Annotated in this window: 21 protein-coding genes and 1 pseudogene; 11 read left to right on the top strand and 11 right to left on the bottom strand. The window is 72.9% G+C overall.

The genetic code is table 11. The features are described from left to right. The 4 genes and pseudogenes from KPL57_RS10575 to KPL57_RS71980 all read right to left on the bottom strand — a co-directional run. Positions 1 to 1,574: pseudogene (locus tag KPL57_RS10575) on the bottom strand (IS1634 family transposase); the annotation flags it as partial. 170 nt (positions 1,575 to 1,744) lie between these two features. Further along, positions 1,745 to 1,966 (bottom strand): hypothetical protein, encoded by a 222-nt coding sequence (locus KPL57_RS71990; RefSeq protein WP_374203694.1) that lies wholly within the window; start codon positions 1,964 to 1,966, stop codon positions 1,745 to 1,747. A 79-nt stretch (positions 1,967 to 2,045) separates the two neighbouring features. Next, positions 2,046 to 2,480, bottom strand: coding sequence for an Nramp family divalent metal transporter (locus tag KPL57_RS71985; protein ID WP_374203693.1), 435 nt, complete (start codon positions 2,478 to 2,480; stop codon positions 2,046 to 2,048). Then, positions 2,477 to 2,929, bottom strand: a complete 453-nt coding sequence (locus KPL57_RS71980) for an Nramp family divalent metal transporter (protein WP_374203692.1) — start codon at positions 2,927 to 2,929, stop codon at positions 2,477 to 2,479. The genes KPL57_RS71985 and KPL57_RS71980 overlap by 4 nt, the downstream gene beginning before the upstream one ends. 494 nt (positions 2,930 to 3,423) lie before the next feature. On the opposite strand from KPL57_RS71980, the gene KPL57_RS10565 reads away from it, so the two are divergent. The 4 genes from KPL57_RS10565 to KPL57_RS10550 are packed head-to-tail and all read left to right on the top strand — an operon-like array spanning position 3,424 to position 6,932. Next, positions 3,424 to 3,684 (top strand): hypothetical protein, encoded by a 261-nt coding sequence (locus tag KPL57_RS10565; RefSeq protein ID WP_020623160.1) that lies wholly within the window; start codon positions 3,424 to 3,426, stop codon positions 3,682 to 3,684. A 19-nt stretch (positions 3,685 to 3,703) separates the two neighbouring features. After that, the gene (locus KPL57_RS10560) at positions 3,704 to 4,717 is read left to right on the top strand and encodes a hypothetical protein (RefSeq protein WP_226351449.1); all 1,014 of its coding nucleotides are present in this window, start codon (positions 3,704 to 3,706) and stop codon (positions 4,715 to 4,717) included. Continuing rightward, entirely contained in the window at positions 4,714 to 6,573 is a 1,860-nt protein-coding gene (locus KPL57_RS10555; RefSeq protein WP_226351448.1) for an FtsK/SpoIIIE domain-containing protein, read from the top strand. Before KPL57_RS10560 ends, KPL57_RS10555 begins: the two co-directional genes overlap by 4 nt. Beyond that, positions 6,570 to 6,932, top strand: coding sequence for a hypothetical protein (locus tag KPL57_RS10550; protein WP_139318938.1), 363 nt, complete (start codon positions 6,570 to 6,572; stop codon positions 6,930 to 6,932). The genes KPL57_RS10555 and KPL57_RS10550 overlap by 4 nt, the downstream gene beginning before the upstream one ends. A gap of 43 nt (positions 6,933 to 6,975) precedes the next feature. On the opposite strand, the gene KPL57_RS10545 is transcribed toward KPL57_RS10550, so the two are convergent. Beyond that, positions 6,976 to 8,406, bottom strand: coding sequence for a CitMHS family transporter (locus tag KPL57_RS10545; RefSeq protein ID WP_226351447.1), 1,431 nt, complete (start codon positions 8,404 to 8,406; stop codon positions 6,976 to 6,978). Positions 8,407 to 8,531: 125 nt separating this feature from the next. Further along, a complete protein-coding gene (locus KPL57_RS10540; protein ID WP_020623156.1) occupies positions 8,532 to 8,708 on the bottom strand; it encodes a DUF6104 family protein in 177 nt (58 codons plus the stop codon). A gap of 87 nt (positions 8,709 to 8,795) precedes the next feature. On the opposite strand from KPL57_RS10540, the gene KPL57_RS10535 reads away from it, so the two are divergent. Together KPL57_RS10535 and KPL57_RS10530 are read left to right on the top strand one after the other, a co-directional pair. Next, positions 8,796 to 10,004, top strand: coding sequence for a DUF418 domain-containing protein (locus KPL57_RS10535; RefSeq protein WP_226351446.1), 1,209 nt, complete (start codon positions 8,796 to 8,798; stop codon positions 10,002 to 10,004). A 166-nt stretch (positions 10,005 to 10,170) separates the two neighbouring features. Continuing rightward, entirely contained in the window at positions 10,171 to 10,647 is a 477-nt protein-coding gene (locus KPL57_RS10530) for a hypothetical protein (protein ID WP_226351445.1), read from the top strand. 64 nt (positions 10,648 to 10,711) lie between these two features. On the opposite strand, the gene KPL57_RS10525 is transcribed toward KPL57_RS10530, so the two are convergent. The 4 genes from KPL57_RS10525 to KPL57_RS10510 all read right to left on the bottom strand — a co-directional run bounded on the left by KPL57_RS10525 (position 10,712) and on the right by KPL57_RS10510 (position 17,051). Beyond that, positions 10,712 to 14,587 (bottom strand): multifunctional oxoglutarate decarboxylase/oxoglutarate dehydrogenase thiamine pyrophosphate-binding subunit/dihydrolipoyllysine-residue succinyltransferase subunit, encoded by a 3,876-nt coding sequence (locus KPL57_RS10525; RefSeq protein WP_374203691.1) that lies wholly within the window; start codon positions 14,585 to 14,587, stop codon positions 10,712 to 10,714. Positions 14,588 to 14,797: 210 nt separating this feature from the next. Then, entirely contained in the window at positions 14,798 to 15,577 is a 780-nt protein-coding gene (locus KPL57_RS10520) for a hypothetical protein (protein ID WP_083695254.1), read from the bottom strand. A 186-nt stretch (positions 15,578 to 15,763) separates the two neighbouring features. After that, positions 15,764 to 15,940: a hypothetical protein gene (locus KPL57_RS10515; RefSeq protein WP_226351443.1), complete on the bottom strand. Its 177-nt coding sequence runs from the start codon at positions 15,938 to 15,940 to the stop codon at positions 15,764 to 15,766. A 142-nt stretch (positions 15,941 to 16,082) separates the two neighbouring features. Next, positions 16,083 to 17,051 carry an LLM class F420-dependent oxidoreductase gene (locus KPL57_RS10510; protein ID WP_226351442.1) on the bottom strand — a complete coding sequence of 323 codons (969 nt, stop codon included), beginning with the start codon at positions 17,049 to 17,051 and terminating at the stop codon, positions 16,083 to 16,085. Positions 17,052 to 17,171: 120 nt separating this feature from the next. Here KPL57_RS10510 and KPL57_RS10505 point away from each other — a divergent pair, with 120 nt between their 5' ends. Further along, positions 17,172 to 18,140: an acyl-CoA desaturase gene (locus KPL57_RS10505; RefSeq protein ID WP_226351441.1), complete on the top strand. Its 969-nt coding sequence runs from the start codon at positions 17,172 to 17,174 to the stop codon at positions 18,138 to 18,140. 70 nt (positions 18,141 to 18,210) lie between these two features. Here KPL57_RS10505 and KPL57_RS10500 read toward each other — a convergent pair whose 3' ends face one another. Continuing rightward, on the bottom strand, positions 18,211 to 18,891 hold the full coding sequence (locus tag KPL57_RS10500; RefSeq protein WP_374111592.1) for a LysR substrate-binding domain-containing protein: 681 nt from the start codon (positions 18,889 to 18,891) through the stop codon (positions 18,211 to 18,213). 30 nt (positions 18,892 to 18,921) lie between these two features. On the opposite strand from KPL57_RS10500, the gene KPL57_RS10495 reads away from it, so the two are divergent. The 4 genes from KPL57_RS10495 to KPL57_RS10480 all read left to right on the top strand — a co-directional run bounded on the left by KPL57_RS10495 (position 18,922) and on the right by KPL57_RS10480 (position 21,193). Beyond that, positions 18,922 to 19,299, top strand: coding sequence for a DUF5997 family protein (locus KPL57_RS10495; RefSeq protein WP_226351440.1), 378 nt, complete (start codon positions 18,922 to 18,924; stop codon positions 19,297 to 19,299). A gap of 43 nt (positions 19,300 to 19,342) precedes the next feature. After that, positions 19,343 to 20,050, top strand: a complete 708-nt coding sequence (locus KPL57_RS10490; RefSeq protein WP_226351439.1) for a triacylglycerol lipase — start codon at positions 19,343 to 19,345, stop codon at positions 20,048 to 20,050. 340 nt (positions 20,051 to 20,390) lie between these two features. Next, complete coding sequence (locus KPL57_RS10485) at positions 20,391 to 21,002, top strand: helix-turn-helix domain-containing protein (protein WP_020623820.1); 612 nt, start codon at positions 20,391 to 20,393, stop codon at positions 21,000 to 21,002. Further along, positions 20,999 to 21,193 (top strand): hypothetical protein, encoded by a 195-nt coding sequence (locus tag KPL57_RS10480; protein ID WP_226351438.1) that lies wholly within the window; start codon positions 20,999 to 21,001, stop codon positions 21,191 to 21,193. The genes KPL57_RS10485 and KPL57_RS10480 overlap by 4 nt, the downstream gene beginning before the upstream one ends. The last annotated feature ends 96 nt before the right edge of the window (positions 21,194 to 21,289 follow it).

The raw sequence follows: 21,289 nt of genomic DNA, 5'->3' as shown, positions 1-21,289 counted from the left end.
GACGGAGCGCGTCGAGGAGGGCCTGTTTGTCGGCGGGGACGGCGGGCGGGAAGGTCTGCTGGGTGCCGTTGATGGCGATGGTGGCCGAGCGCAGTGGTCGGAGCTGGCGGACGACGTTGCGGATGGTGAGCCCGGTGCGGTTCTGGATCTCGCGGGCGACTGCGAGGGCGGTGAACACGATGGTCAGGTGCGCTTCGATGGACTGGCGTTGGTGGTGGAACATCGGGCGGGCGCGTAGGTCGGTTTTGCTCATCCGGAAGGACTGCTCGACGTGCCAGAGGTCGTGGTAGTCGCCGATGATCTCCCCGGCCGCTGCGCCGCCGGCCGGGATGTTGGTCACGTAGCCCTTCAACCCGACCAACCGGTATGCCCGAGCCAAGGAGGCCTCGTCCAGGGCGCGGGAGCCGTTGGTGACCTTGACGAACCGCGGGTGCGCGCGGGCTTCTCGCCGGCGATGACCTCGCGGGCCCGGTTCTCCTGCAGGGTCAACGTGCGCCGGTCCCGGACGGCCCGCTTCGTGGAGTAGGCCCAGACCGCCCGCCAGGATCCCGGATGCTGGTTGGGGTTCCAGACGGGCTCGGCCTTGACCTTCGGGCTGTTCTCGCTGCGCCCGGTGCGGCGGTCGCGTGGTGTGAGGGTGTCGATGATCTGGCGCCGTCGACGAAGGCGTCGCCGTGCCAGTGGAAGTGCGACTCCAGGTCAACCGGGGCCTTGGTGAGTCGGGAGCCGACGATGAACCGCAGGCCGGCCTCGTCGAGGTCGCGCAGGTTCGCGGGCCGAGAGCATCCCTGCGTCGGCGACCACGACCATCCCGCCCGGCTCGACCGGCAGCTGGTGTCGGGCCCGGAAGGCCTCGATGATCGGCAGGATCGTCGCGGTCTCGGTCTTGTTGCCCTCGAAACAGCCGATCTCGAGGGGGAACCCTGCGCGATCGACCAGCAGCCCGACGACGACCTGCGGGTCGACCCGGCGTTCCTTGGAGAACCCGACCTTGCGCAGGTCGTCCTCCTTCTCCGCCTCGAAGTAGAGGGTGGTGACGTCGTAGAGACACAACGACACATCCCCACTGCCACGGGCGTGGGTGAAGCAGGCCCTCGCGATCTCGTCGCGGTAGCTGCGCCCGGTGCAGCGCAGCAGGGTGCGGCGCATCGTCTTTTCGCTCGCCGCGGTGACGCCCAGACCGGCCAGCACCCGACCGGTGTCCAGGATGGACGTGGGCTCGACGATCCGGGCGATCACCAGGTCGCGGAACGTGTCATCAGCGACCTCTGCGAACCCGAGGCCCGCGTAGACCTCGGCGAGGATGTCGAACAGCACCCGCGACCCGGTCGTGATCACCTGCGGCGCACCCACCCGCCGGGTTGTGGTGCTCGGGGCGCGCCGCGGCATCTGGCCGAACAGCCCCTCCTGCGTGGCACCGCCGGCCGCGGTGGGCGCGATCAGCTCGGCGCCGCGGCCCGCCGGGGTGACGGCGCGACGCCCAGATCCAGGGCCTGCTGTGCAGCGTCGTCGATCAGCCCACGGGCCTGCTCGACCAGCAGGCCCAGCTCGGCCTCGTGTGCGCTGACCGCATGGCCACGATCCGTCGATGCCCTGCACGGACTCGGCGATCTGGACGCGCGCGTGCACGGAGCGGATCGGACGCCTCACCGCCACCGTACCCGCCTCACCCACGCCACCTGACCGAGCGTAGAGCACCGAATTAGTGCCTCACACCGCTCCCGCGCAAACACATCACCGCAGCTCAGCGCAGTACAAGCTGCGAAACCAGGCTCGGGTGACCAAAGTCAGGTCGAGGTGACCTGACCCCGGTCAGGTCAGGCGGCCGTAGACGTCGGTGACGCAGGACCGCGAACAGCAGCGACGAGATCCCCAGGATCGCGTTGGACAGCCACCGCGAGCGCGCCTCGCGGGCCACCATCGTCGTGTTCAGCAGCAGGAGCAGCGTGACCGCCAGGAACGGCATGAAGAACGAGCCAGCACGCCGTAGACCAGCGTCAGCGCGAACGGCCGCCCGATGAGCAGCAGCGCCATCGGCGGGAACGTCAGCCACAGCAGGTACCCGCGGAAGGGCAGCGAGCGCTCGGCGCGGGCCGCCTCGTAGGCCCCGGCCGCCCGGGGCCGTCGCCGCGCTCGGCGGTCGCCTCCTCGCCGGGCACGACGGCGTTGACCTCGTCCGGCCCGATCGCGGCTTTCTTCCCGTGCGGGAGCCGGATCGCCCGCACCCAGTCGGTGAACAGCAGCGACACGCCGTTCCAGACGCCGAGCAGTGAGGTGAAGGTGACCGACAGGAAGCCGACAAGGAACAGGATCCGCACCGGCTCGCCGTAGAGGGCCCCGAGCCGGTCGGCGAGGGTGAGCAGGCCACTGTCGGACTCGGTGAGGTTCTCCCCGAGCAGGATCGTCGACCCGACGACGAGCATCGAGACGACGAAGATGCCGGTCATGATGTAGCCGGTCGCGTTGTCGAGCCGCATCATCGACAGCCACTTCGGGCCCTTCCAGCCCTTCGCGAACAGCAGTAGCCGTAGGCGGCCATGGTGATCGTGCCGCCGACGCCGCCGATCAGCCCGAGCACGTAGACCGTGGACCCCTCCGGCAGCCGCGGCACCAGGCCGTTCAGCAGCGCGGGGACGTCCGGGCCGACCAGGATCGCGACGAACACGACCGTCGCGAACTTGATCAGCACGAGCACCGTCATGAACTTCTCGAAGGCGTGGTAGCGCTGCACCCACACCAGCACCAGCCCGACGACGCCCGCGATCGCCGCCCACCCGCCGACCGGCAGTCCGCCGAACAGCGCGTTGAGGGGCAGACCGACGCCGACATCGCGGTGGCGCCGTAGACGAAGCCCACACCACGATGTAGACGCCGAAGAAGCCGGTGGCCCAGTAGCCCAGCCGCCGCCAGCCGTCGAGCATGGTGGCACCGGAGCCGAGGTGCCAGCGGCCGACGGCCTCGCCGAGCGCGAGCTTGACCAGCGTCCCGACGACGGCGGCCCACAGCAGCACCGTCCCGGAACGACGCTCCCGCCACCATCGTCGCGACGAGGTCGCCCGCCCCGACGCCGGTCGCCGCGGCGAGCAGCCCCGGCCCGATCGAGCGGATCTTCCGTGCACCGTGGGAGGTTCCAGGAAGTCCGTCTGCGGAGCGGGGGAGGCCATCGTCACAGTCTCCGATCACGGCGTCGTGGGTGGTGTGCCGTGCACGCTAGGCGAGCGCGCCGGGCGGTTCCAGCGCGGGAGGGTCACGAACGGACGAACCGGACCCTCGAACGCGGGCCGGGGTGGGGTGGCCGGCGCACCCGGCGTTGCAGCGGCCACAGGTGCGGCGCACCATGAACGGGTACCGGGACCGGCCGATAGATTGGCCGCGGCGTCGGCCGGGTCACGGTCGTCGCACGCGCACGCACGGAGGGTGGGCATGGCGAACATCGACGAGATCCGGGCCGGGATCGGGCGGGCCAACCAGCAGGCCACCGAGAGCCTCGGCGCACTGCGGCACGCCCGCCAGGCCATCGAGGAGGCCGGCGCCGCGTTCTCGCAGAACATCTACGGCACCGCCCAGAACGACGCCGACGACGCCCGCGCCCGCTTCGCCGCCGCGTCGGAGAAGATCGACGAGGTCGAGCAGGCCCTGCACATCGCCATGCAGTCCGCCGACGACGTCGCCTCGCGGCTCTGACCGCGCCCGCCCGCCCCTGATGGCCCGTCGTCCGAACCGCCGCGAGCGGATCCGGTTCGCCTTCGACGGGTTCCACCGGGCGGCGTCGCGGGCACTGGGCGCGGCGGAGGGACGCCGCGACCGGGCCGCGACCCGGCACGCCGAGGTCATGGCGGAGCTGTGGCTGCGCGAGACCGGCTACGACGCCGCGCGCCGCGACCCGGGGCTCTCCCGGTTGTTCGACAACCCACGGCTCGACGGCGTCCTCGCCCGGGTCGCCGAGGACCGGGCGCACGTGTTCGACCGCTGGCAGGGCGACTCCCCGCAGACGCTGTCGGAGATCGTCGCCGACGCCACCCCGGGTGCCGCCGGTGACGACCCGACCGACTGGAAGCCGGTCGCGGGCGCCGTGGAGCCGACCGGTCCGGTGCCGGAGATGTGGGTGCTCGGCACCGGCTCGGTGGAGGGCGGCGCCCCGTTCCGGGTCGCGGTCCCGCTGCTCGACGGCGCGCACCTGCAGGTGGTGTCGACGCCGCGCTCCCGCGACCGGGCCGAGGCGATGGTCGAGCAGCTGGTCCTGCGCACCGTGCGGTACTTCCGGCCCGGCGCGGTGAACGTGCACGTCTGGGACGTCGGCCAGCTCGCCGGCGCGCTGCCCGGGCTGTACCCGCTGACCCGCACCGGGCTGCTGACCGTGCACGACCCGACCCGGCTGGGGCGGCTGCTGGACCAGCTCGCCGACCGGATCCGCCGGGTGCAGACCCGGGTGCTCGCCGACGGCGCCACCTCGCTGCGCGAGCTCGCCGACCGCACGGGGGAGCGCCCGGAGGCGTGGCTGGTGGCGGTGCTCGTCGGCAACGGCCGCGAGCTGCCCGAGGCCGAGCTGCGCCAGCTGCAGCGGGTCGCGCGCGGCGGGGTCGCGGCGGGGGTGCAGCTGGTGCTGCTCGACGTCCCGGCGGCGCTGCCGCGTCCGGTGGAGACCGTCGACTTCGGGACCCGCCGGGCGTCGACCCCGCCGACGACCGGCAGCCGGTCCCGGTGCGGACGTCGGTGACCGGGCCGCACGTGCTCGTCGAGCCGGACCCACCGGTGCCTGCCGACGACGTCACCGCGGTGTGCGAGGCGATCGCCGCCGGGCACGAGCAGTGGCGCGGACGGCTGGGCGCGTTCAAGGACATGCTGCCCCGGCGGCGTGGCGAGGGCCGCTCGCACGACGGGCTGAAGGTCGTCGTCGGGCACGAGGACGGCATCCCCGCCGAACTGAGCCTCGACGACCACTCCCCGCACGCACTCGTCGGCGGGCCGAGCGGGTCGGGCAAGACGAACCTGCTGCTGGCCTGGATCGCCGGCCTCGCCGCGCACTACGGCCCCGACGAGGTCGAGCTGTACCTGCTCGACTTCAAGGAGGGGGTGTCGTTCACCCCGTTCGCCCCGGACCCCGACGGGCACCGCGCCGACAGGCTCCCGCAGGCCCGCCTGATCGGCGTCAACATCAACACCGACCGGGAGTTCGGGCTCGCGCTGCTGCGCCACCTCTCCGAGGTCATGCGCAGCCGCGCCGAGGCCGCCCGCCGGCACGGCGCGACCAAGCTGGCCGAGCTGCGGGCCGAGCGTCCGGACCTGCGGCTGCCGCGGATCGTCGCGGTCATCGACGAGTTCCAGTTCCTGTTCACCGGCCGGGACGCGGTCAGCGCCGAGGCGACCGCGCTGCTGGAGGACGTCGCCCGGCGCGGCCGCTCGCAGGGCGTGCACCTGGTTCTGGCCAGCCAGGACGTCTCCGGCATCGACGCGCTGTGGGGCCGTTCGGCGATCTTCGAGCAGTTCGTGCTGCGGATCGCGCTGCCCCGCGCGCGGCGGATCCTTGCCCAGGACAACGAGGCGGCGCTGGCGCTCCCGCGCTGGCACGCGATCGTCAATCACGACTCGGGCGTCGCGCACGGCAACCGGGTGGTCCGGCTGCCCGAGGCGGGCGGCCCGGTGGTCCGCGACGTCCAGGTGACCGCGTTCGCCGACTTCCCGGACACCCAGGAGCCGGTCGTCTTCGACGGTGCCCGCGCCCCCGGGTACGACGCGCTGGCCGCCCGGCTGCCCGCCGACGGTGTGCCCCGCGCGCTGGTCGGGCAGTTCGTCGACGTGCACGGCAGCCCCGCGGCCGCCGAGCTGTCCGACGGTCCCGGCCGCAACCTCGGGGTGATCGGGCCCGACGCCCGCGTCGCCGTCCCGCTGCTGTGCTCGGCCGTCCGCTCGGTGGCTGCGTCGCTGCCCGACCCGGCCAGCGCACAGGTCGTGCTCGTGCCGCTGGCCCCGGACGCGGCGGCCGCCGCGTCCGGGCTCGCCCCGGACCTGCCCGGCACGGTGGAGAAGGTCTCCGCCGACGGGTTCGCCGCCCGCGTGGCCGAGCTGGCCGCGACGGTCCGCGCCCGGGCGGCGACGGGCGGCGGAGGGCATGCACCCCTGCTGGTCGTGATGTTCGGCGCCGATGCCGCGGAGTCGATGCTGGACCGCGTCGGCACCGAGGACCTGCGGGCGCTGCTGCGTCACGGCCCGGGTGTCGGGGTGCACGTGCTGGGCTGGTGGCAGGGCGCGCAACGGTTGAAGACGCTGCTGGCCCCGCCGGGTGCGGCGATCGACGACCTGGGTGCCTGGGTGGCGACCGGCGTGCAGGGCACCGACCTGGTGGCGCTGCTGGGCGGGCAGCCGCTCGACTGGACGCCGACGCCGGGGCGCGCGCTGTTCCTCGACCGCTCCCGGCACGGACGCCCACAGCTGGTCATCCTGACCGACGCCGGTGGCGGCGGCTCGGACACCTTCTCCGGTGGCGGCAGCTCGGACACCCTCGCCGGACGCGGTGGCTCGGGCACTCTCGCGGGTGGCGGCGGCTCGGGGACTCTCGCCGGAGGTGGGGCGTGAGTGCGGTGGAGCGTTACCGGGCGGTGGTGTCCGAGCTGGCCGGCGCCGTCGTCGACCTGCGGGAACACGACGCCCGGCGGGCCGAGGAGCTGCGCCGCGAGCTGCGTGGCACCGAGCGGGAGCTGCGCGAGGCCGCGGACCGGCTCACCCTGGCCCGCGGCATGTTCGAGCTGCGCTGGGAGGCCGCGTTGCAGCTGATGTGGGCGGCCGAGGAGCCGGGGCGGCCCCGGCCACGACCCGACCTGCGGGCCGACCCGGACGAGCACGCCGCGCTGGAGGAGGCCGCCGACGAGGCTCTGCGCGAGCTGCGCTCCTCGGGCGACCGGCGGCTGTTCCGCCTGCGCCGCGACGACGACTGACCCCGTCCCGCGCCTCGCACCGGGCCCGCGCCGCACCGGGCGGTCAGCCCAGCGGGACGACGCCCAGCAGCAGCGCGACCCCCAGCATCACCAGCGAGCAGACCGCGGCCCGCCAGATCACCTTGCGGTGGTGGTCGGCCAGGTTGACCTTCGCCAGCGAGACGAGCAGCAGCAGCGCCGGGACCAGCGGGCTGGTCATGTGCACCGGCTGGCCGATGATCGAGGCGCGGGCCATCTCCACCGGGGCGATGCCGTAGTGGCCTGCGGCCTCGGTGAGGATCGGCAGGATGCCGAAGTAGAACGCGTCGTTGGTGATGAAGAACGTCAGCGGCATGCTCAGCACCCCGGTGATCACCGCGAACCAGGAGCCGACCGACGGCGGCACGGCCGAGACGATCCCGTTCGCCATCGCCGTCACCATGCCGGTGCCCGACAGCACCCCGACCAGGACCGCGGCGGCGAACACCATGGACACGACGCCGACGATGGACTTGGCGTGCGAGGTCACCGCACGGAGCTGGTCCTCGGGCTTCGGGAAGTTCACGACCAGGGCGATCGCGGCGGCCGCGACGAACACCAGCGACAGCGGCAGGACGTCCATGCCCAGCAGCACCAGCAGCGCGACCGTGAGCCCCAGGTTGAACCAGATCAGCTTCGGCCGCAGGGTCGGGCGGTTCGGGTCGAGGGTGCCCCCGAGGTCGTCGGAGGCGCCACCGGCGGAGCCCGACGCCGGGCGGTCGGCACCGTGCGTGCCGTCGGTGCCGGTGCCCCCGCCGACCAGGGTGGGCTCGCGCACCGCCACCATCTCGTCGGCGACGACCGACAGCGTGCGGCCCGAGGCGAGCAGCCGCTTGCGCTCGGAACGACCGAGCTGCCAGGCCAGCAGCAGCACCGTGGCGATGCCGGCCACCATGCCCGGGACCATCGGGTTGAACAGCTCCGAGGGGGACACGTTCAGCACCGTCGCGGCGCGGATCGTCGGGCCGCCCCAGGGCAGGATGTTGAGCACGCCGTTCGCGAGGTTGGCGACGACGGTCAGCACCACCGGGCTCAGCCCGAGCCGCAGGTAGATCGGCAGCAGCGCGGACACCGTGATGATGAAGGTGGTCGAGCCGTCGCCGTCGAGGGAGACGACCCCGGCCAGCACCGCGGTCAGCACGACCAGGCGCACCGGGTCGTTCTTCACCGTGCGCAGCACGAAGCGGATCAGCGGGTCGAACAGCCCGACGTCGATCATCGTGCCGAAGAAGATGATCGCGAAGAACAGCAGCACGGCCGTCGGCGCGAAGTCCTTGAAGGCGGACGAGATCGAGTCGACGACGCCGTCCTCACCCGGTTCGGACAGGCCGGTGCCGGTCACCACGAGGGCGAAGGTCAGCGGGACGAGGACCAGCGCCAGTGTCGGCGCGAGCCGCTTCGACAGGATCAGGTACATGAAGACCGCGATCATCGCGGACCCGAGAACGATGAGCATCGGTGCTCCTCTTCGACGGACGTGTCGAGGAGCAACGCTAGGTCCGGACCCCGGCCCCGGTCCCGCTTGCGGACACAGCCCACGTAGTGGTCGCTGTGTGCCCTGTGGTCGTTGTGGTCACGGGGTCACTCGTCGTCGGCGTCGTCCCGGGCGAGAAAGCTCGACAGCCGCTCGACGGCCGTCTCGAACTGCGGGTTCGCGTCGACGAAGGCGCGGAGCCGGTCGGCCAGCCACTCGACGCTGACCTGCTCGTCGCCGCGCCGGTCGACGAGCTCCTCGATGCCGCGGTCGGTGAAGTACATGCCGGCGAGGATACGGCGGGCACTGCTTGACCCGGACGCGACGGCATCGTTTCCGATGGGTCTCCCACCGCCTCGTGAGGAGACCCCATGTCCACCGCGCCACCCGCGGCGACCGTCGCGCCGACCCCGGTCGGCGACCGTGCGCTCGCCCCCGACCTCGCCCGGGGGGCGATGCTGCTGCTGATCGCACTGGCCCACGCCCCATGGTTCGCCTACACCTCGGAGCTGGGGGCCACGCTGCTGCACGCCGCGGACGGCGGGCCGGCCGACCGGATCGCCCAGATCGTGACGATCACCGCCGTCGACGGCTGTGCCTGGACGCTGTTCGGGTTCCTGTTCGCCTACGGCATCGGGCAGCTCTACGCCCGCCGCATCGCCGGTGGCGGCACCGATGCGCAGGCACGACGGCTGCTGCGCACCCGGCACTGGTGGATGCTCGCGTTCGGCCTGCTCCACGCGGCACTGCTGTGGCAGGGCGACATCCTCGGCACCTACGGCCTCCTCGGCCTGGTGCTGGTCCCGCTGTTCCTGCACCGCAGCGACCGCACCCTGCGGACCGTGGCCGGCGTGCTGGTCGGACTGGCCGTCGTCGTCCCCACGGTGACCGGCGTGCTCGCACAGTTCGCCGGCGTCGGCACGCCCACGGCCGTCGCGCAGCAGGTGGCCCTGTCCACGCCGGGCTGGCTCGCCACCCTGCCGTTGCGGCTCGGACTGTGGGTCGCGGCGCTCCCCGGGGCGTTCCTGACCCTGGTGATGCCCGCCGCGGTGCTGCTCGGGCTGCTCGCCGCGCGGCACCGCGTCCTGGAGGAGCCGGGCCGGTACCTGCCCCTGCTCCGCCGCACCGCCGTCGTGGGCATCGCCGTCGGCTGGTCGGCGGGGCTCGTCCAGGCGCTCGTGCACGTCGGCGTCGTCGTCCTGCCGGACCCGGGCGCGTTCGCCGGTCTGCACATCGCCACCGGGATCTTCGCCGCCCTCGGCTACGTCGCGGTGTTCGGCCTCGTCGCGCACCGGCTCGGCACCCGTCCGGTGGCGCCGCTGCCGGTCCGGGCCCTCGTCGCGCTCGGCCGCCGGTCGCTGAGCGGCTACCTGGCGCAGTCGCTGCTGTTCGTGCCGCTGCTCGCCGCCTGGGGCCTCGGGCTGGGTGCCCACCTCTCGGGCTGGTCGGCGTCGCTGGTCGCGGTGGGGGTGTGGCTGCTCACCGTCGTCGTCGCGTACCGGCTCGACCGGGCCGGTGTCCGGGGGCCCGCCGAGACCCTGCTGCGACGGCTGACCTACCGCTCGGCCGCCCGTCGGTGACCCCGCTCCGGGGGTGGCGGCGCGGTGGCCGCGCCGTGACCGTCGGCGTGCGGTGGCACCGCGGACGGAGGATCCCACCGGCCCGCGGGAACCCCACCGAGGGGCCGCACTAGCGTCCGGTGCGGCCGCACCCGTGGCCCGCCGCCCCCGACGCACCGGAGTACCGATGTCCCGTACCGAGCCCCTCGCCCGCACCCTGCACGATGTCGGACTGGCCGCCTGGTTCGGCGGGTCGCTGATGGGCGTCACCGGACTGAACGGCACGCTCGACGCCGTCGGCGACCCGGCCGAGCGCGAGCGGCTCGCCGGGGCCGGCTGGGGCCGGTGGGGCCGGATCGGCAGTGCCGCGATGGCCACCCACCTGCTGGGGGGCGCGGGCCTGCTGGTGCGCGACGTGGCCCGTGCCCGGCGCGAACCCGCCGCCGCCACCGCCGCGGTCTCCCGGGCCGCGCTCACCGGCGCCGCGCTCGCCGCGACCGCCTACGCGGGTGCCCTGGGACGGCGTGCCGGGTCGGACGCCCCGGCCGGTGCCGGTCCGGCCGCGCCGGAGCCTGCCCTGGCGCGCCGGATCCGGGCGGTCGAGTGGGCCGTGCCCGCGTTGACCGGCGCCGCGGTCGTCGTCGGTGCCGTGCGCGGACGCTGACCCCGCACAGCACGACGGCCGGGCGGGGGGAGTCCCCGGCCCGGCCGTCGTCGTCGCGTGTGCCCTAGCGGGCGAACGCCTTCTCGATCAGCTCGGCCTGCTCGACCTCGTGCACCTTCGACGAGCCGGCGGCCGGGGCCGCCATCCGCCGCCGGGACACCCGGGTGAAGTTGCCCTGCAGCTGCGGGAGCTTCTGCGGCAGCTCCAGGCCGTAGTACGGCCACGAGCCCTGGTTGGCCGGCTCCTCCTGGACCCAGCGGATGTCACCGGCGGCCTCGGGGTAGCGCTCGAGGACGGCGGCGATTTCCTCGGCCGGCATCGGGTAGAGCCGCTCGACCCGGACCAGCGCGGCCTCGTCGACCGACTCGTCGCCGTTCTTGCGGCGCTTGTCGCGTGCCGCGGCCAGCTCCCAGTAGATCTTGCCGGAGCAGAAGAGCACCCGCTTCACGCCGGAGACGCGCTCGCCCTTGCCGGCGTGCTCGGGGTCGTCGATGACCGGGCGGAACCGGCCCTCGGTGAAGTCCGACAGCGGGCTGACGACCTGCTTGGCGCGCAGCATCCACTTCGGCGTGAACACCACCAGCGGCCGGCGCACCCCGTCCAGGGTGTGCTGGCGCAGCAAGTGGAAGTAGTTCGCCGGCTCCGAGGGCAGCGCGACGGTCATCGAGCCCTCGGCGCACAGCTGCAGGAAGCGCTCGATGCGCCCGGAGCTGTGGTCGGGGCCCTGGCCCTCCAGGCCGTGCGGCAGCAGCAGCGCGACGTCGGAGAGCTGGCCCCACTTGGCCTCACCGGAGGAGATGAACTCGTCGATGATCGACTGGGCGCCGTTGACGAAGTCGCCGAACTGGCCCTCCCACATCACGAGCGCGTCCGGGTTGGCGACCGAGTAGCCGTACTCGAAGCCGACCGCGGCGAACTCCGACAGCGCCGAGTCGTAGGGCAGGAACCGGCCCTGACCCTCGGCCAGGTTGCGCAGCGGGAAGTACTCGGCGCCGGTGTGCCGGTCGATCAGGACCGAGTGCCGCTGCACGAAGGTGCCGCGACGGGAGTCCTGACCGGACAGCCGGACCAGCCGGCCGTCCATCGCCAGCGAGCCGAGGGCGAGCAGCTCGGCGAAGGCCCAGTCGACGTCGCCCTCGCGGGACATCTTCTCGCGCTTGCGCAGCACGGGCTCGACCCGCTTGTGCACCGCGAACCCCTCGGGGAGGTTGGTGTGCACGTCGCCGATCCGGTGGACGACCTCGAGCGGGACCGAGGTGTCGAGGTCGGACGGGACGAGCTGCTCCGACTCGATCGACGGCGAGATCACCGGCGGGGTCTTCTCGAGCTCGCGCACCTCGTTGAAGACGTGCTCGAGCTGGTTGGAGAAGTCCTTGAGCGCCTGCTCGGCCTCCTCCATGGTGATGTCACCACGGCCGATCAGCGACTCGGTGTAGATCTTCCGGACGCTGCGCTTGGCGTCGATGATGTCGTACATCGACGGCTGGGTCATCGAGGGGTCGTCGCCCTCGTTGTGGCCCCGGCGCCGGTAGCAGATCATGTCGATCACGACGTCGTTGTTCCAGCGCTGGCGGTACTCGACGGCCAGCTTGGCGACCCAGACGCAGGCCTCCGGGTCGTCGCCGTTCACGTGGAACACCGGCGCGCCGATCATCTTCGCCACGTCGGTGCAGTACTGCGAGGAGCGCGAGTGCTCCGGCGCGGTGGTGAACCCGACCTGGTTGTTGACCACGACGTGCACGGTGCCGCCGGTGCGGTACCCGCGCAGCAGCGCGAGGTTCAGCGTCTCGGCGACGACACCCTGGCCGGCGAACGCCGCGTCGCCGTGCATGAGCACCGGCAGCACGGTGAAGCCGCCGTCGCCCTTGTCGAGCAGGTCCTGCTTGGCGCGGACGATGCCCTCCAGCACCGGGTCCACGGCCTCCAGGTGCGACGGGTTCGCGGTCAGCGAGACGGCGGTCTCGCCGTCGCCGAACATCCGGAAGTACTTGCCCTCGGCGCCGAGGTGGTACTTCACGTCGCCGGAACCGTGCGCCTGGCCCGGGTCGAGGTTGCCCTCGAACTCGCGGAAGATCTGGCTGATCGGCTTGCCGACGATGTTGGCCAGCACGTTGAGCCGGCCGCGGTGCGGCATGCCGATGACGACCTCGTCGAGCTCGCGCTCGGCGGCCTTGTCCAGCACGGCGTCGAGCAGCGGGATGACGGTCTCGCCGCCCTCCAGCGAGAACCGCTTCTGCCCGACGTACTTGGTCTGCAGGAAGGTCTCGAAGGCCTCGGCCGCGTTCAGCCGGGACAGGATGTACTTCTGCTCCGAGGAGTCCGGCTTGACGTGCGGGACCTCGATGCGCTCCTCGAGCCACTTGCGCTGCTCGGGGTCGGCGATGTGCATGTACTCCGTGCCGATGGTGCGGCAGTAGGAGTTGCGCAGCAGGCCGAGCACGTCGCGCAGCTTCATGTGGCTCTGCCCGCCGAACCCGCCGACCGCGAAGTCGCGGTCGAGGTCCCACAGGGTCAGGCCGTGGCTGAGGACGTCGAGGTCGGGGTGGCGGCGCTGGCGGTAGTTCAGCGGGTCCGTGTCGGCCATCAGGTGGCCGCGGGTCCGGTAGGACTCGATCAGCTCCAGCACGCGGGCGGTCTTGTCGACCTCGCCCTCGGGGAAGTCCTGCACCCAGCGGACCGGCTCGTACGGCACCCGCAGCGAGGCGAAGACGTCGTCGTAGAAGCCGTCCTCGCCGAGGAGCAGCTGGTGGATCCGGCGCAGGAAGTCGCCGGACTCGGCGCCCTGGATGATCCGGTGGTCGTAGGTCGAGGTCAGGGTGATGATCTTGGAGATGCCGAGCTCGACGAGCCGCTCCTCCGACGCACCCTGGAACGCGGCCGGGTACTCCATCGCGCCGACGCCGATGATCGCGCCCTGGCCCACGGTCAGCCGCGGCACCGAGTGGTTGGTGCCCAGCGTGCCCGGGTTGGTGAGGCTGATCGTGGTGCCGGAGAAGTCCTCGGCGGTCAGCTTGCCCTCGCGGGCCTTGCGGACCATGCCCTCGTAGGCCTGCCAGAACTGCGCGAACGACAAGTTCTCGCAGCCCTTGATGGACACGACGATCAGCGTGCGGCTGCCGTCCTTGCCCGCCATGTCCATGGCCAGGCCGAGGTTCACGTGCTCCGGCGTCGCGACCGAGGCCTTGCCGTCGGTCTCGACGAAGTGCCGGTTCATGTTCGGGAAGTCGGCCAGGGCCCGGACCAGCGCGTAGCCGATCAGGTGCGTGAACGACAGCTTCCCGCCGCGGGTGCGCTTGAGGTGGTTGTTGATGACGATGCGGTTGTCGGCCAGCAGCTTGGCCGGGACCGCACGGACGCTGGTCGCGGTCGGCAGCGTGAGGGACGACGTCATGTTCTTGGCGATGGCGTTCGCGGCACCGCGCAGCGGGGTGGTGGTCGCGCCACCCCCGTCCTGCGCCGGCTTCGCGGCCTTGGAGCCGCTGCCCGCGGCCGGCTTGGCCGACGACCCGTTCGACGACGCCGGTGCCGGGGCGCTCGCGGTGCGCAGGCGCTCCTCGGCGGGCGGCGGCTCGGCCTTCGGGGTGACCGGCGACGGGACGTCGCGAGAGGTGGCGGTGCCGTTGCCCCCGGCCTTCCCGCCGTTCGTCACGGCCTTCTGGGCCGGAGCGTCGCCGGAGCCGGCCGCGCCGGTCCCCTTGCTGCTCACGGTGCCGTTCCCGGTGCCGTGCCCACTGCCCTGGTCGTCCTCGGTGCCCGCGCCGCGGGTGACACCACCCGAGGAGGTCGGGGCGGAGCCGTTGCCGGAGGAGGTGTCGTCGGACTCCTCGGTCCCGACGGACGACGAGGAGGAGGCCTTCTCACCGCCCTTGCCGTAGTCGGCGAAGAACTCGTGCCAGGCCGGGTCCACGGCCGACGGGTCCTCCTGGAAGCGCTGGTACATCTCCTCGACGAGCCACTCGTTCGGACCGAAGTCGCTCGCCTGATGGGAGGTACTGCTCGATGACACTCTGCGTCAACCGCCTTGATAGCTGCTCGATTTTTCGCGACCGGCTACCAGGTTAGTCCCCTTGGCGCGAGACCGGGCAGTGTGCCGGGTCCCACTTCGTGATCGTTTCGTGATCGACCGCCCGCGGACGGCGAGCGGCACGATTCAGAAGCCGGGCGGGGAGCCGAGCACGTCGACCACGGAGGTCTGCGTGGTCGTCTCGGCGACGACGGTGCCGACCGGCGGGCCCACGCGGGCCGGGCGCCGGACGGTGTCGCGCTCGCCGGCGTACTGCCCGTCGACGGGGGAGATCAGCAGCTCGGTGCGGACCGGACCGTCGTCGTGGACGAGGGTGGGGTGCCGCTCGCCGTCGAGGTTGTCGGTCTCGCCGAGGGAGACGGCGGGCATCCGGCGCAGCGCGGCGTAGAGCACCGCGCGCAGCTCGGCGGGGACCCGACAGGTCCGCAGCGCGCTCACGGCGCTCGGGAACGGGCCGGTGTAGCCGCGGCCGGGCGGGCTGTCGGCGATCAGCCGGTCCAGCATCGCCGCCGGGTCGCGGGGCAGGCCGGCGAGGAACGCCTCGGTCGGGTTGGCCCACGAGCCGACCTTCGCGGCGGGCCGGTGGCCGTGGAGCTCGGCGTAGAAGTCGCCGTGCGGGGCGCGGAAGCGGCCGGTGGGCCACTGGTCGGCGATGTCGAAGCCGTCCTCGATCGCCGCCGCGCCGTCACCGCACAACCAGTGCACGCGGCCGGTCAGCTCGCGGTCGAGCAGCCAGTCCTGGGCCGGGTCGAGCGGGGTCCACTGCTGGAGCAGGTGCTCGCTGTAGTGGACACAGAGCTCGTCGCGGGCGAAGCAGGTCCCCATCCACCAGGCGTGCGTCGCCGTGTGCCGGTACTGACCGGGGGAGATCGGCTCGTCGGAGGTCCGGATGGCGAGCTCCAGCAAGTCGGTCTCCTCGTCATGTCGCGAGTCCTGTCGCGGGTGCCCCGCCGGGGGTTGCCCGGAGCACCGTGAACCGTGGATGACGTCACACATTCTCTACGCCCCGCCTACGAGCCGTGACAGGACCCCCCGGTACTGGGCCGAACGGCGCAATGTCGCAGGTCCCTCCGTCGGGGGGCGGCGTGGCGCTCACGCGGCCGCGCCGCGGCCGGACGGCCGGAGCCCGCGGTGGCGTCCGGCGCGACGGGGGACGGGCCCTGGCCCGCGCAGGCGGTGCGGCCCGGAGGGCCCGGCGAACCGGGCTCCGGCCACGACCGCGTCGCGCTCGTCGGGGGTGAGGTCCTGACCAACGGTGCTGTCGACCACGTCACCCAGATGAGCACGCCCGCGCGGGCCCGGCAAGCCGGGACCCGGGACGTCGACCCAGGACATCGACCCAGGACGTCGACCTACGACATCCAGGTCTTGAGCTTCTCGAACGTGTGGTTCACGTCGTTGGTCATCGGGTTCACGTGCAGGTGGTGATCCCGTTCTCGCGCAGGGCGGCGATCCGCTCGCGGACGTGCCCCTCGGGGCCGATCAGGGTGACCTTGTCGATGAAGTCGGCGGGGAGGGCGGCCATGGCCTCCTCCTTCTTCCCGTCCAGGTAGAGGTCCTGCACGGTCTTCGCCTCGTCGACGTAGCCCTGCTTGGCGAACACGGTGTTGTAGAAGTTCTTCCCGCGGGCCCCCATGCCGCCGATGTAGAGCGCGTAGAGGCCGCGGGCGGCCTGGCGGGCGGGCTCGAAGAACTCCTCCTCGAGCGCGACGATCCCGCCGCCGGTGATCTGCAGCGGACCCAGCTCGGGGGCGCGCTTGGCGTAGCCGGCCTGCAGCGCGGGCCCGAAGACCTCCTGGATCTTCTCCGGTAGCACGACGTGCGGGAGCCAGCCGTTCGCCAGCTCCGCGGTCATCTCCAGGTTCTTCTCGCCCAGTGCGGCCACCCAGACCGGGATGTCGGCGCGCTTCGGGTGGTTGATGATCTTCAGCGGCTTGCCGAGGCCGGTGCCGCCGGGCAGCGGGATCGGGTAGAGCCCGTCGTTGGTGAGCTTCTCCTCCCGCTTCCAGACCTTGCGGCAGATCTCGATGATCTCGCGCGTGCGCCCGACCGGCTTGTCGTAGGCGACCCCGTGGAATCCCTCGATGACCTGCGGGCCGGATGCGCCGAGGCCCAGGTTGAACCGACCGTCGGACAGGGCGTCGAGGCCGGCCGCGGTCATCGCGGTCAGGGTGGGGGTGCGCGAGTAGATCGGCAGGATCGCCGACCCGATCTCGAGACGCTCGGTGCGGGCGGCGAGGTAACCGAGCAGGGAGACGGCGTCGAACGAGTACGCCTCGGCGGCCCAGACGACATCGAGGCCGGCGCGTTCCATGTCGGTGACGGCGTCCGCGTTGCGGATCGGGTCGTCGCCGTAGGGGAGGACGGTGGAGAGCTTCACTCCCCGTTCAGTACTCACAAGTTACTCGTCGGTCAAGTCCGGACCGGGGCGGAACCCGAATCCGAACAGGGGGGTTAACCGCACTGCCCGCGGGGTAGGGGTGCCGCGACAGTGGGACGCATGACGCTCGAGGCCGCACCACCCCGCAGCACGTCCGAGAAGCGGACACCCGCGCCGATCGTGGACGGGCAGCGCCCGCCCGGCGCGATGTTCCTGGTCGGACTGTTCGTGATCCTCCCGACGCTCGCGCTGTTCGCCGCCGTCCCGCTCGCCTGGGGCTGGGGTCTCGGGTGGGTCGACGTCGCGCTGTTCGTCGTCTTCTACGCCGTCAGCGGCCTGGGTGTGACCGTCGGTTTCCACCGCTACTTCACCCACGGCTCGTTCAAGGCGAACCGTCCGCTGCGGATCGCCCTGGCGATCGCCGGCAGCATCTCGCTGCAGGGCAGCGTGCTCGACTGGGTCGGCGACCACCGCCGCCACCACGCGTTCTCCGACAAGGAGGGCGACCCGCACTCGCCGTGGCTCTACGGCACCGGCGCCTCGGCGCTGGTCAAGGGCTTCTGGCACTCGCACCTGGGCTGGCTGTTCAACCGCGACCTCACCAACATGAAGCGGTTCGCCCCGGACCTGCTCGCCGACCGCGACATGATGCGCGTCGAGAAGGCGTTCCCGCTGATCGTCGTCTTCAGCCTGGCGGGCCCGGCGCTCATCGGCGGTCTGGTGACCATGTCCTGGTGGGGCGCGTTCACCGCGTTCTTCTGGGCCGGTCTGGTCCGCGTCGCGGTGCTGCACCACGTCACCTGGTCGATCAACTCGATCTGCCACATCTGGGGCGAGCGCCCCTTCGCCTCCCGTGACAAGTCCGCCAACGTCTGGTGGCTGGCGGTCCTGTCCTTCGGCGAGTCCTGGCACAACCTGCACCACGCCGACCCGACCTGCGCCCGGCACGGTGTGAAGAAGGGCCAGATCGACATCTCGGCCGCCGTCATCCGCGGCTTCGAGAAGCTCGGCTGGGCGACCGCCGTCCGCTGGCCCACCACGCGCCGCCTCGAGAAGCTCTCGCAGAAGCCGGTGCCCGCTGCGGCCTGACCCGTCCGCGTCATACGCCCGACGCCCCCCGGTGCCCCGTGCACCGGGGGGCGTCGTCGTGTCCGGGGGGCTAGCGGCGACGCCGGGCCGGTCGCCGCTTCGCCGCCGTCGACGCGGGGCGGCGCGCCGGTGCGGCCGGGGGCTCGCTGCGCCGGGTCCGGGTGCTGTGTGCCGAGCGGCCGCGCACGATCCCGATGAACTCCTCCATCAGATCGCTGTTCTCGGCGTCCGGCCAGGTCAGCGCGACGCCGGAGCCCGGCGCGTCGACCAGCGGCCGGTAGGTGAGGTCCCGGCGGTGGTGCAGCCGGGCCAGCGACTGCGGGACGATCAGCAGCCCGACCCCCGCCGCGACGATCTCGACCGCCTCGGCCGTCGTCGGCGGGGTGTACTCCGCGGCCCGGCCGGGCGGCCCGTCGGGCCAGTCGAGGGTGTCGTCGCCGGTGCGCAGGACGATCTCGTCGGTCAGGTCGGCGACGGTCACCTCGTCGGCCGCGGTCACCACGTGCTCCTTCGGGACCACCACCACGGTCGTCTCGGTGTAGAGCGGGATCGCGTGCAGTCCGGTCCGGTCGATCGGCAGCCGGGCGACGGCCGCGTCCACCGTGCCCGCGCGGACCAGGTCCGCGGCCTCGGCCGGGCTCACCGTGTGCAGCTCCAGGGGGACCCCGGGGCGGCGCTCGGCCCACATCCGGGTCCACTTGCCGGGGGTGACGCCCGGGACGTAGCCGAGGTGGAAGGACGTGGCGGTCACCGGTCGAGGCTAGCCGCATAGCCTGGTGACATGACGCGCCAGAGGTCCGCCCAGACGATGAAGCCCGCGACCGCGGCGAAGAAGCTCGGTGTGCTCCTCGACGCCACCCCCGCCGAGTTCCGCGAGGGCGTCGTCTCCCGTGACGAGCTCGACGCGCTGCAGGCCGACCCGCCGGAGTGGCTGCGCGAGCTGCGCGCCACCGGGCCGCACCCGCGCCCGGTCGTCGCCGACCGGCTCGGGGTGTCGATCTCGGGGCTGGCCCGCGCCGGGATCACCGAGCCGCTGACCACCGAGCAGATCGCCGCGATCAAGGCCGAGGAGCCCGAGTGGCTGGCCCGTGAGCGCGCCACCCGCGCCGAGAGCCAGCGCGAGGCCGCCCGGCTGAAGGCCGAGCAGCAGAAGAACTAGCACGAGGACCGGAACCGTCCTCGTCCGCCGCCAGGCTCGGGGCATGACGAGCTACCTGCTGGTTCCCGGGTTCTGGATCGACGCGACGGCATGGAGCGCGGTCGCGGACGACCTGCGCGCCCGCGGGCACGACGTCACCGCGCTCGACCTCGGTCACGAGCCCGGGGCCACCGCCCGGACCCGCGTCGACGACGTGCTCGCCGCGCTGGGCGGCGCGGGCGAGCCGGTCGTGCTCGTCGGTCACAGCGGCGCGGGCCCGGTCTGCGCGGCGGCGGCCGAGCGGGCCCGGGTCCGGGTCGCGCACCTGGTGTTCGTCGACACCGGACCGCTGCCCGACGGGGTCGCGCAGATCGACTTCACCCCGCCCGACGCGCAGGCCGCGACCCGGGCGACCCTCGCCGAGCACGGTGCACTGCCGATGCCGTCCCGCGCCGAGCTCGACGCCGCGGGCAGCAGCACCGCAGGCATCCCCGACACCGTCTTCGACGACGTCCGTGCCCGCTCGACGGCCGAGCCGCCCGGGGTGGTGCTCACCGGCGCCCGTCGCGGAACGCCCGACCCCTCGCTGCCGAAGACCGTCGTGGCCTGCAGCTTCACCCCCGCCGACGCCCGCGAGCTGATCGACGCCGGGGTGCCCGGGTTCGCGGAGATGGACGGTCCGGAGTGGACGTTCACGGCGCTGCCGACGGGGCACTGGCCGATGCTCTCCGCGCCGTCGGGGCTCGCGGGGGTGCTCGACGGGCTGGGGTGATCCCGCCCGTCGCGCATTCCGGGCGCGCCCCCGCTCTGCCGTCCCGTCCTGGCCCGCCGCCCGGCTCGCCGGTCGGCCCATCGCCCGGCCCATCGCCCGGCCCATCGCCCGGCCCGCCGCCCGCCCCGCTGCCCGGCCCGCCGGTCGCCGAGATGCAGCTCAGCGGGCCGTGGAGATCGACAGCTCCCGCTGAGATGCATCTCGACGACCCTCTGATGCCGCGATGCAGGTCAGGGCTGTGCGCACGTGCGCCGGGGCAGCCCTCGGCTGCATCGCGGCGCGGTCGAGTCGTATCAACACTCCTTGCTCAAAGTATCTTGATAAAGGTATGTTGACTTCCGTGCCGAAGGAGCCCTACACCCTCACCGACCCCGCGCGGCTGCGCGCGCTGTCCCATCCGCTGCGGGTGGAGCTGCTGGAGGTGGTCGGGCTCGAACGGACCGCGACGGCCACCCGGTGCGCCGAGCTCACCGGCGAGAGCGTGGCCAGCTGCGCGTACCACCTGGGGATCCTCGCCAAGTACGGCTTCGTCGAGCCGGCCGAGGGCGGCCGCGGCCGGGAGAAGCCCTGGAAGCTCGTCCGCTACGGCCAGTCCTGGGGTGTCGAGGACGGCATGGAGCCGGAGACCGCGATGGCGGCGGAGACGCTGTCGGAGGTCTACGTCGACCGGGTCGCCGAGAAGATGAAGCGGTGGTTCCGGCGCGCCGGGGCCGAGGCGCCCGAGTGGCGCGAGGGTGCCGGGTTCTCGGCGGGCTCCACCTGGATGACCGCTGAGGAGCTCGGCGCGCTGCACGACGAGCTGATCGCCGTCTCGCGACGGTTCGAGCAGCGGCAGCACGACCCGTCGGCCCGTCCGCCGGGGGCACGTCCGGTCGAGTTCTTCTTCGGCACGTGGCTCCCGCGACCGCCGCACGAGATCACCCCGTCCGAACCGCCGGGAGGCGGGTCGTGATCGAGGACCACTGGGCCCGGCTCGCGCGGGCGCGGATGGCGGACCTGCACCGCGAGGCCGATGCTCACCGTCTCGGTCGCGGCCGCCCCCGTCCGCGGGTGCGGGACTCCCTGCACTCCGCCTACGCCCGCCTGTGGTGGGCCGTCCGCCCGCGTGCCGGGACCTGGGCCCCACGGCTGCTGCAGCACTGACGCCCGGTCCACGGGACGCCCGTCGACCGGCACCGCCGGCGCCGACCCGCCGAGATGCAGCTCAGCGGGAGTTGTGGATCTCCCCAGCCCGCTGAG

Source organism: Pseudonocardia sp. ICBG601 (assembly GCF_020496245.1).
Note: the sequence above shows the minus strand (reverse complement) of the source record. Positions and strands in the feature narration are given on the sequence as shown.

Bases quoted from the DNA above. Each gene is read 5' to 3' on its own strand.
- KPL57_RS71990 (WP_374203694.1), bottom strand. From the start codon at position 1,966: ATGCCGTTCCTGGCGGTCACGCTGCTCCTGCTGCTGAACACGACGATG.
- KPL57_RS71985 (WP_374203693.1), bottom strand. From the start codon at position 2,480: ATGATGCGGCTCGACAACGCGACCGGCTACATCATGACCGGCATCTTC.
- KPL57_RS10565 (WP_020623160.1), top strand. From the start codon at position 3,424: ATGGCGAACATCGACGAGATCCGGGCCGGGATCGGGCGGGCCAACCAG.
- KPL57_RS10560 (WP_226351449.1), top strand. From the start codon at position 3,704: ATGGCCCGTCGTCCGAACCGCCGCGAGCGGATCCGGTTCGCCTTCGAC.
- KPL57_RS10545 (WP_226351447.1), bottom strand. From the start codon at position 8,406: ATGCTCATCGTTCTCGGGTCCGCGATGATCGCGGTCTTCATGTACCTG.
- KPL57_RS10540 (WP_020623156.1), bottom strand. From the start codon at position 8,708: ATGTACTTCACCGACCGCGGCATCGAGGAGCTCGTCGACCGGCGCGGC.
- KPL57_RS10535 (WP_226351446.1), top strand. From the start codon at position 8,796: ATGTCCACCGCGCCACCCGCGGCGACCGTCGCGCCGACCCCGGTCGGC.
- KPL57_RS10530 (WP_226351445.1), top strand. From the start codon at position 10,171: ATGTCCCGTACCGAGCCCCTCGCCCGCACCCTGCACGATGTCGGACTG.
- KPL57_RS10525 (WP_374203691.1), bottom strand. From the start codon at position 14,587: ATGTACCAGCGCTTCCAGGAGGACCCGTCGGCCGTGGACCCGGCCTGG.
- KPL57_RS10505 (WP_226351441.1), top strand. From the start codon at position 17,172: ATGACGCTCGAGGCCGCACCACCCCGCAGCACGTCCGAGAAGCGGACA.
- KPL57_RS10495 (WP_226351440.1), top strand. From the start codon at position 18,922: ATGACGCGCCAGAGGTCCGCCCAGACGATGAAGCCCGCGACCGCGGCG.
- KPL57_RS10490 (WP_226351439.1), top strand. From the start codon at position 19,343: ATGACGAGCTACCTGCTGGTTCCCGGGTTCTGGATCGACGCGACGGCA.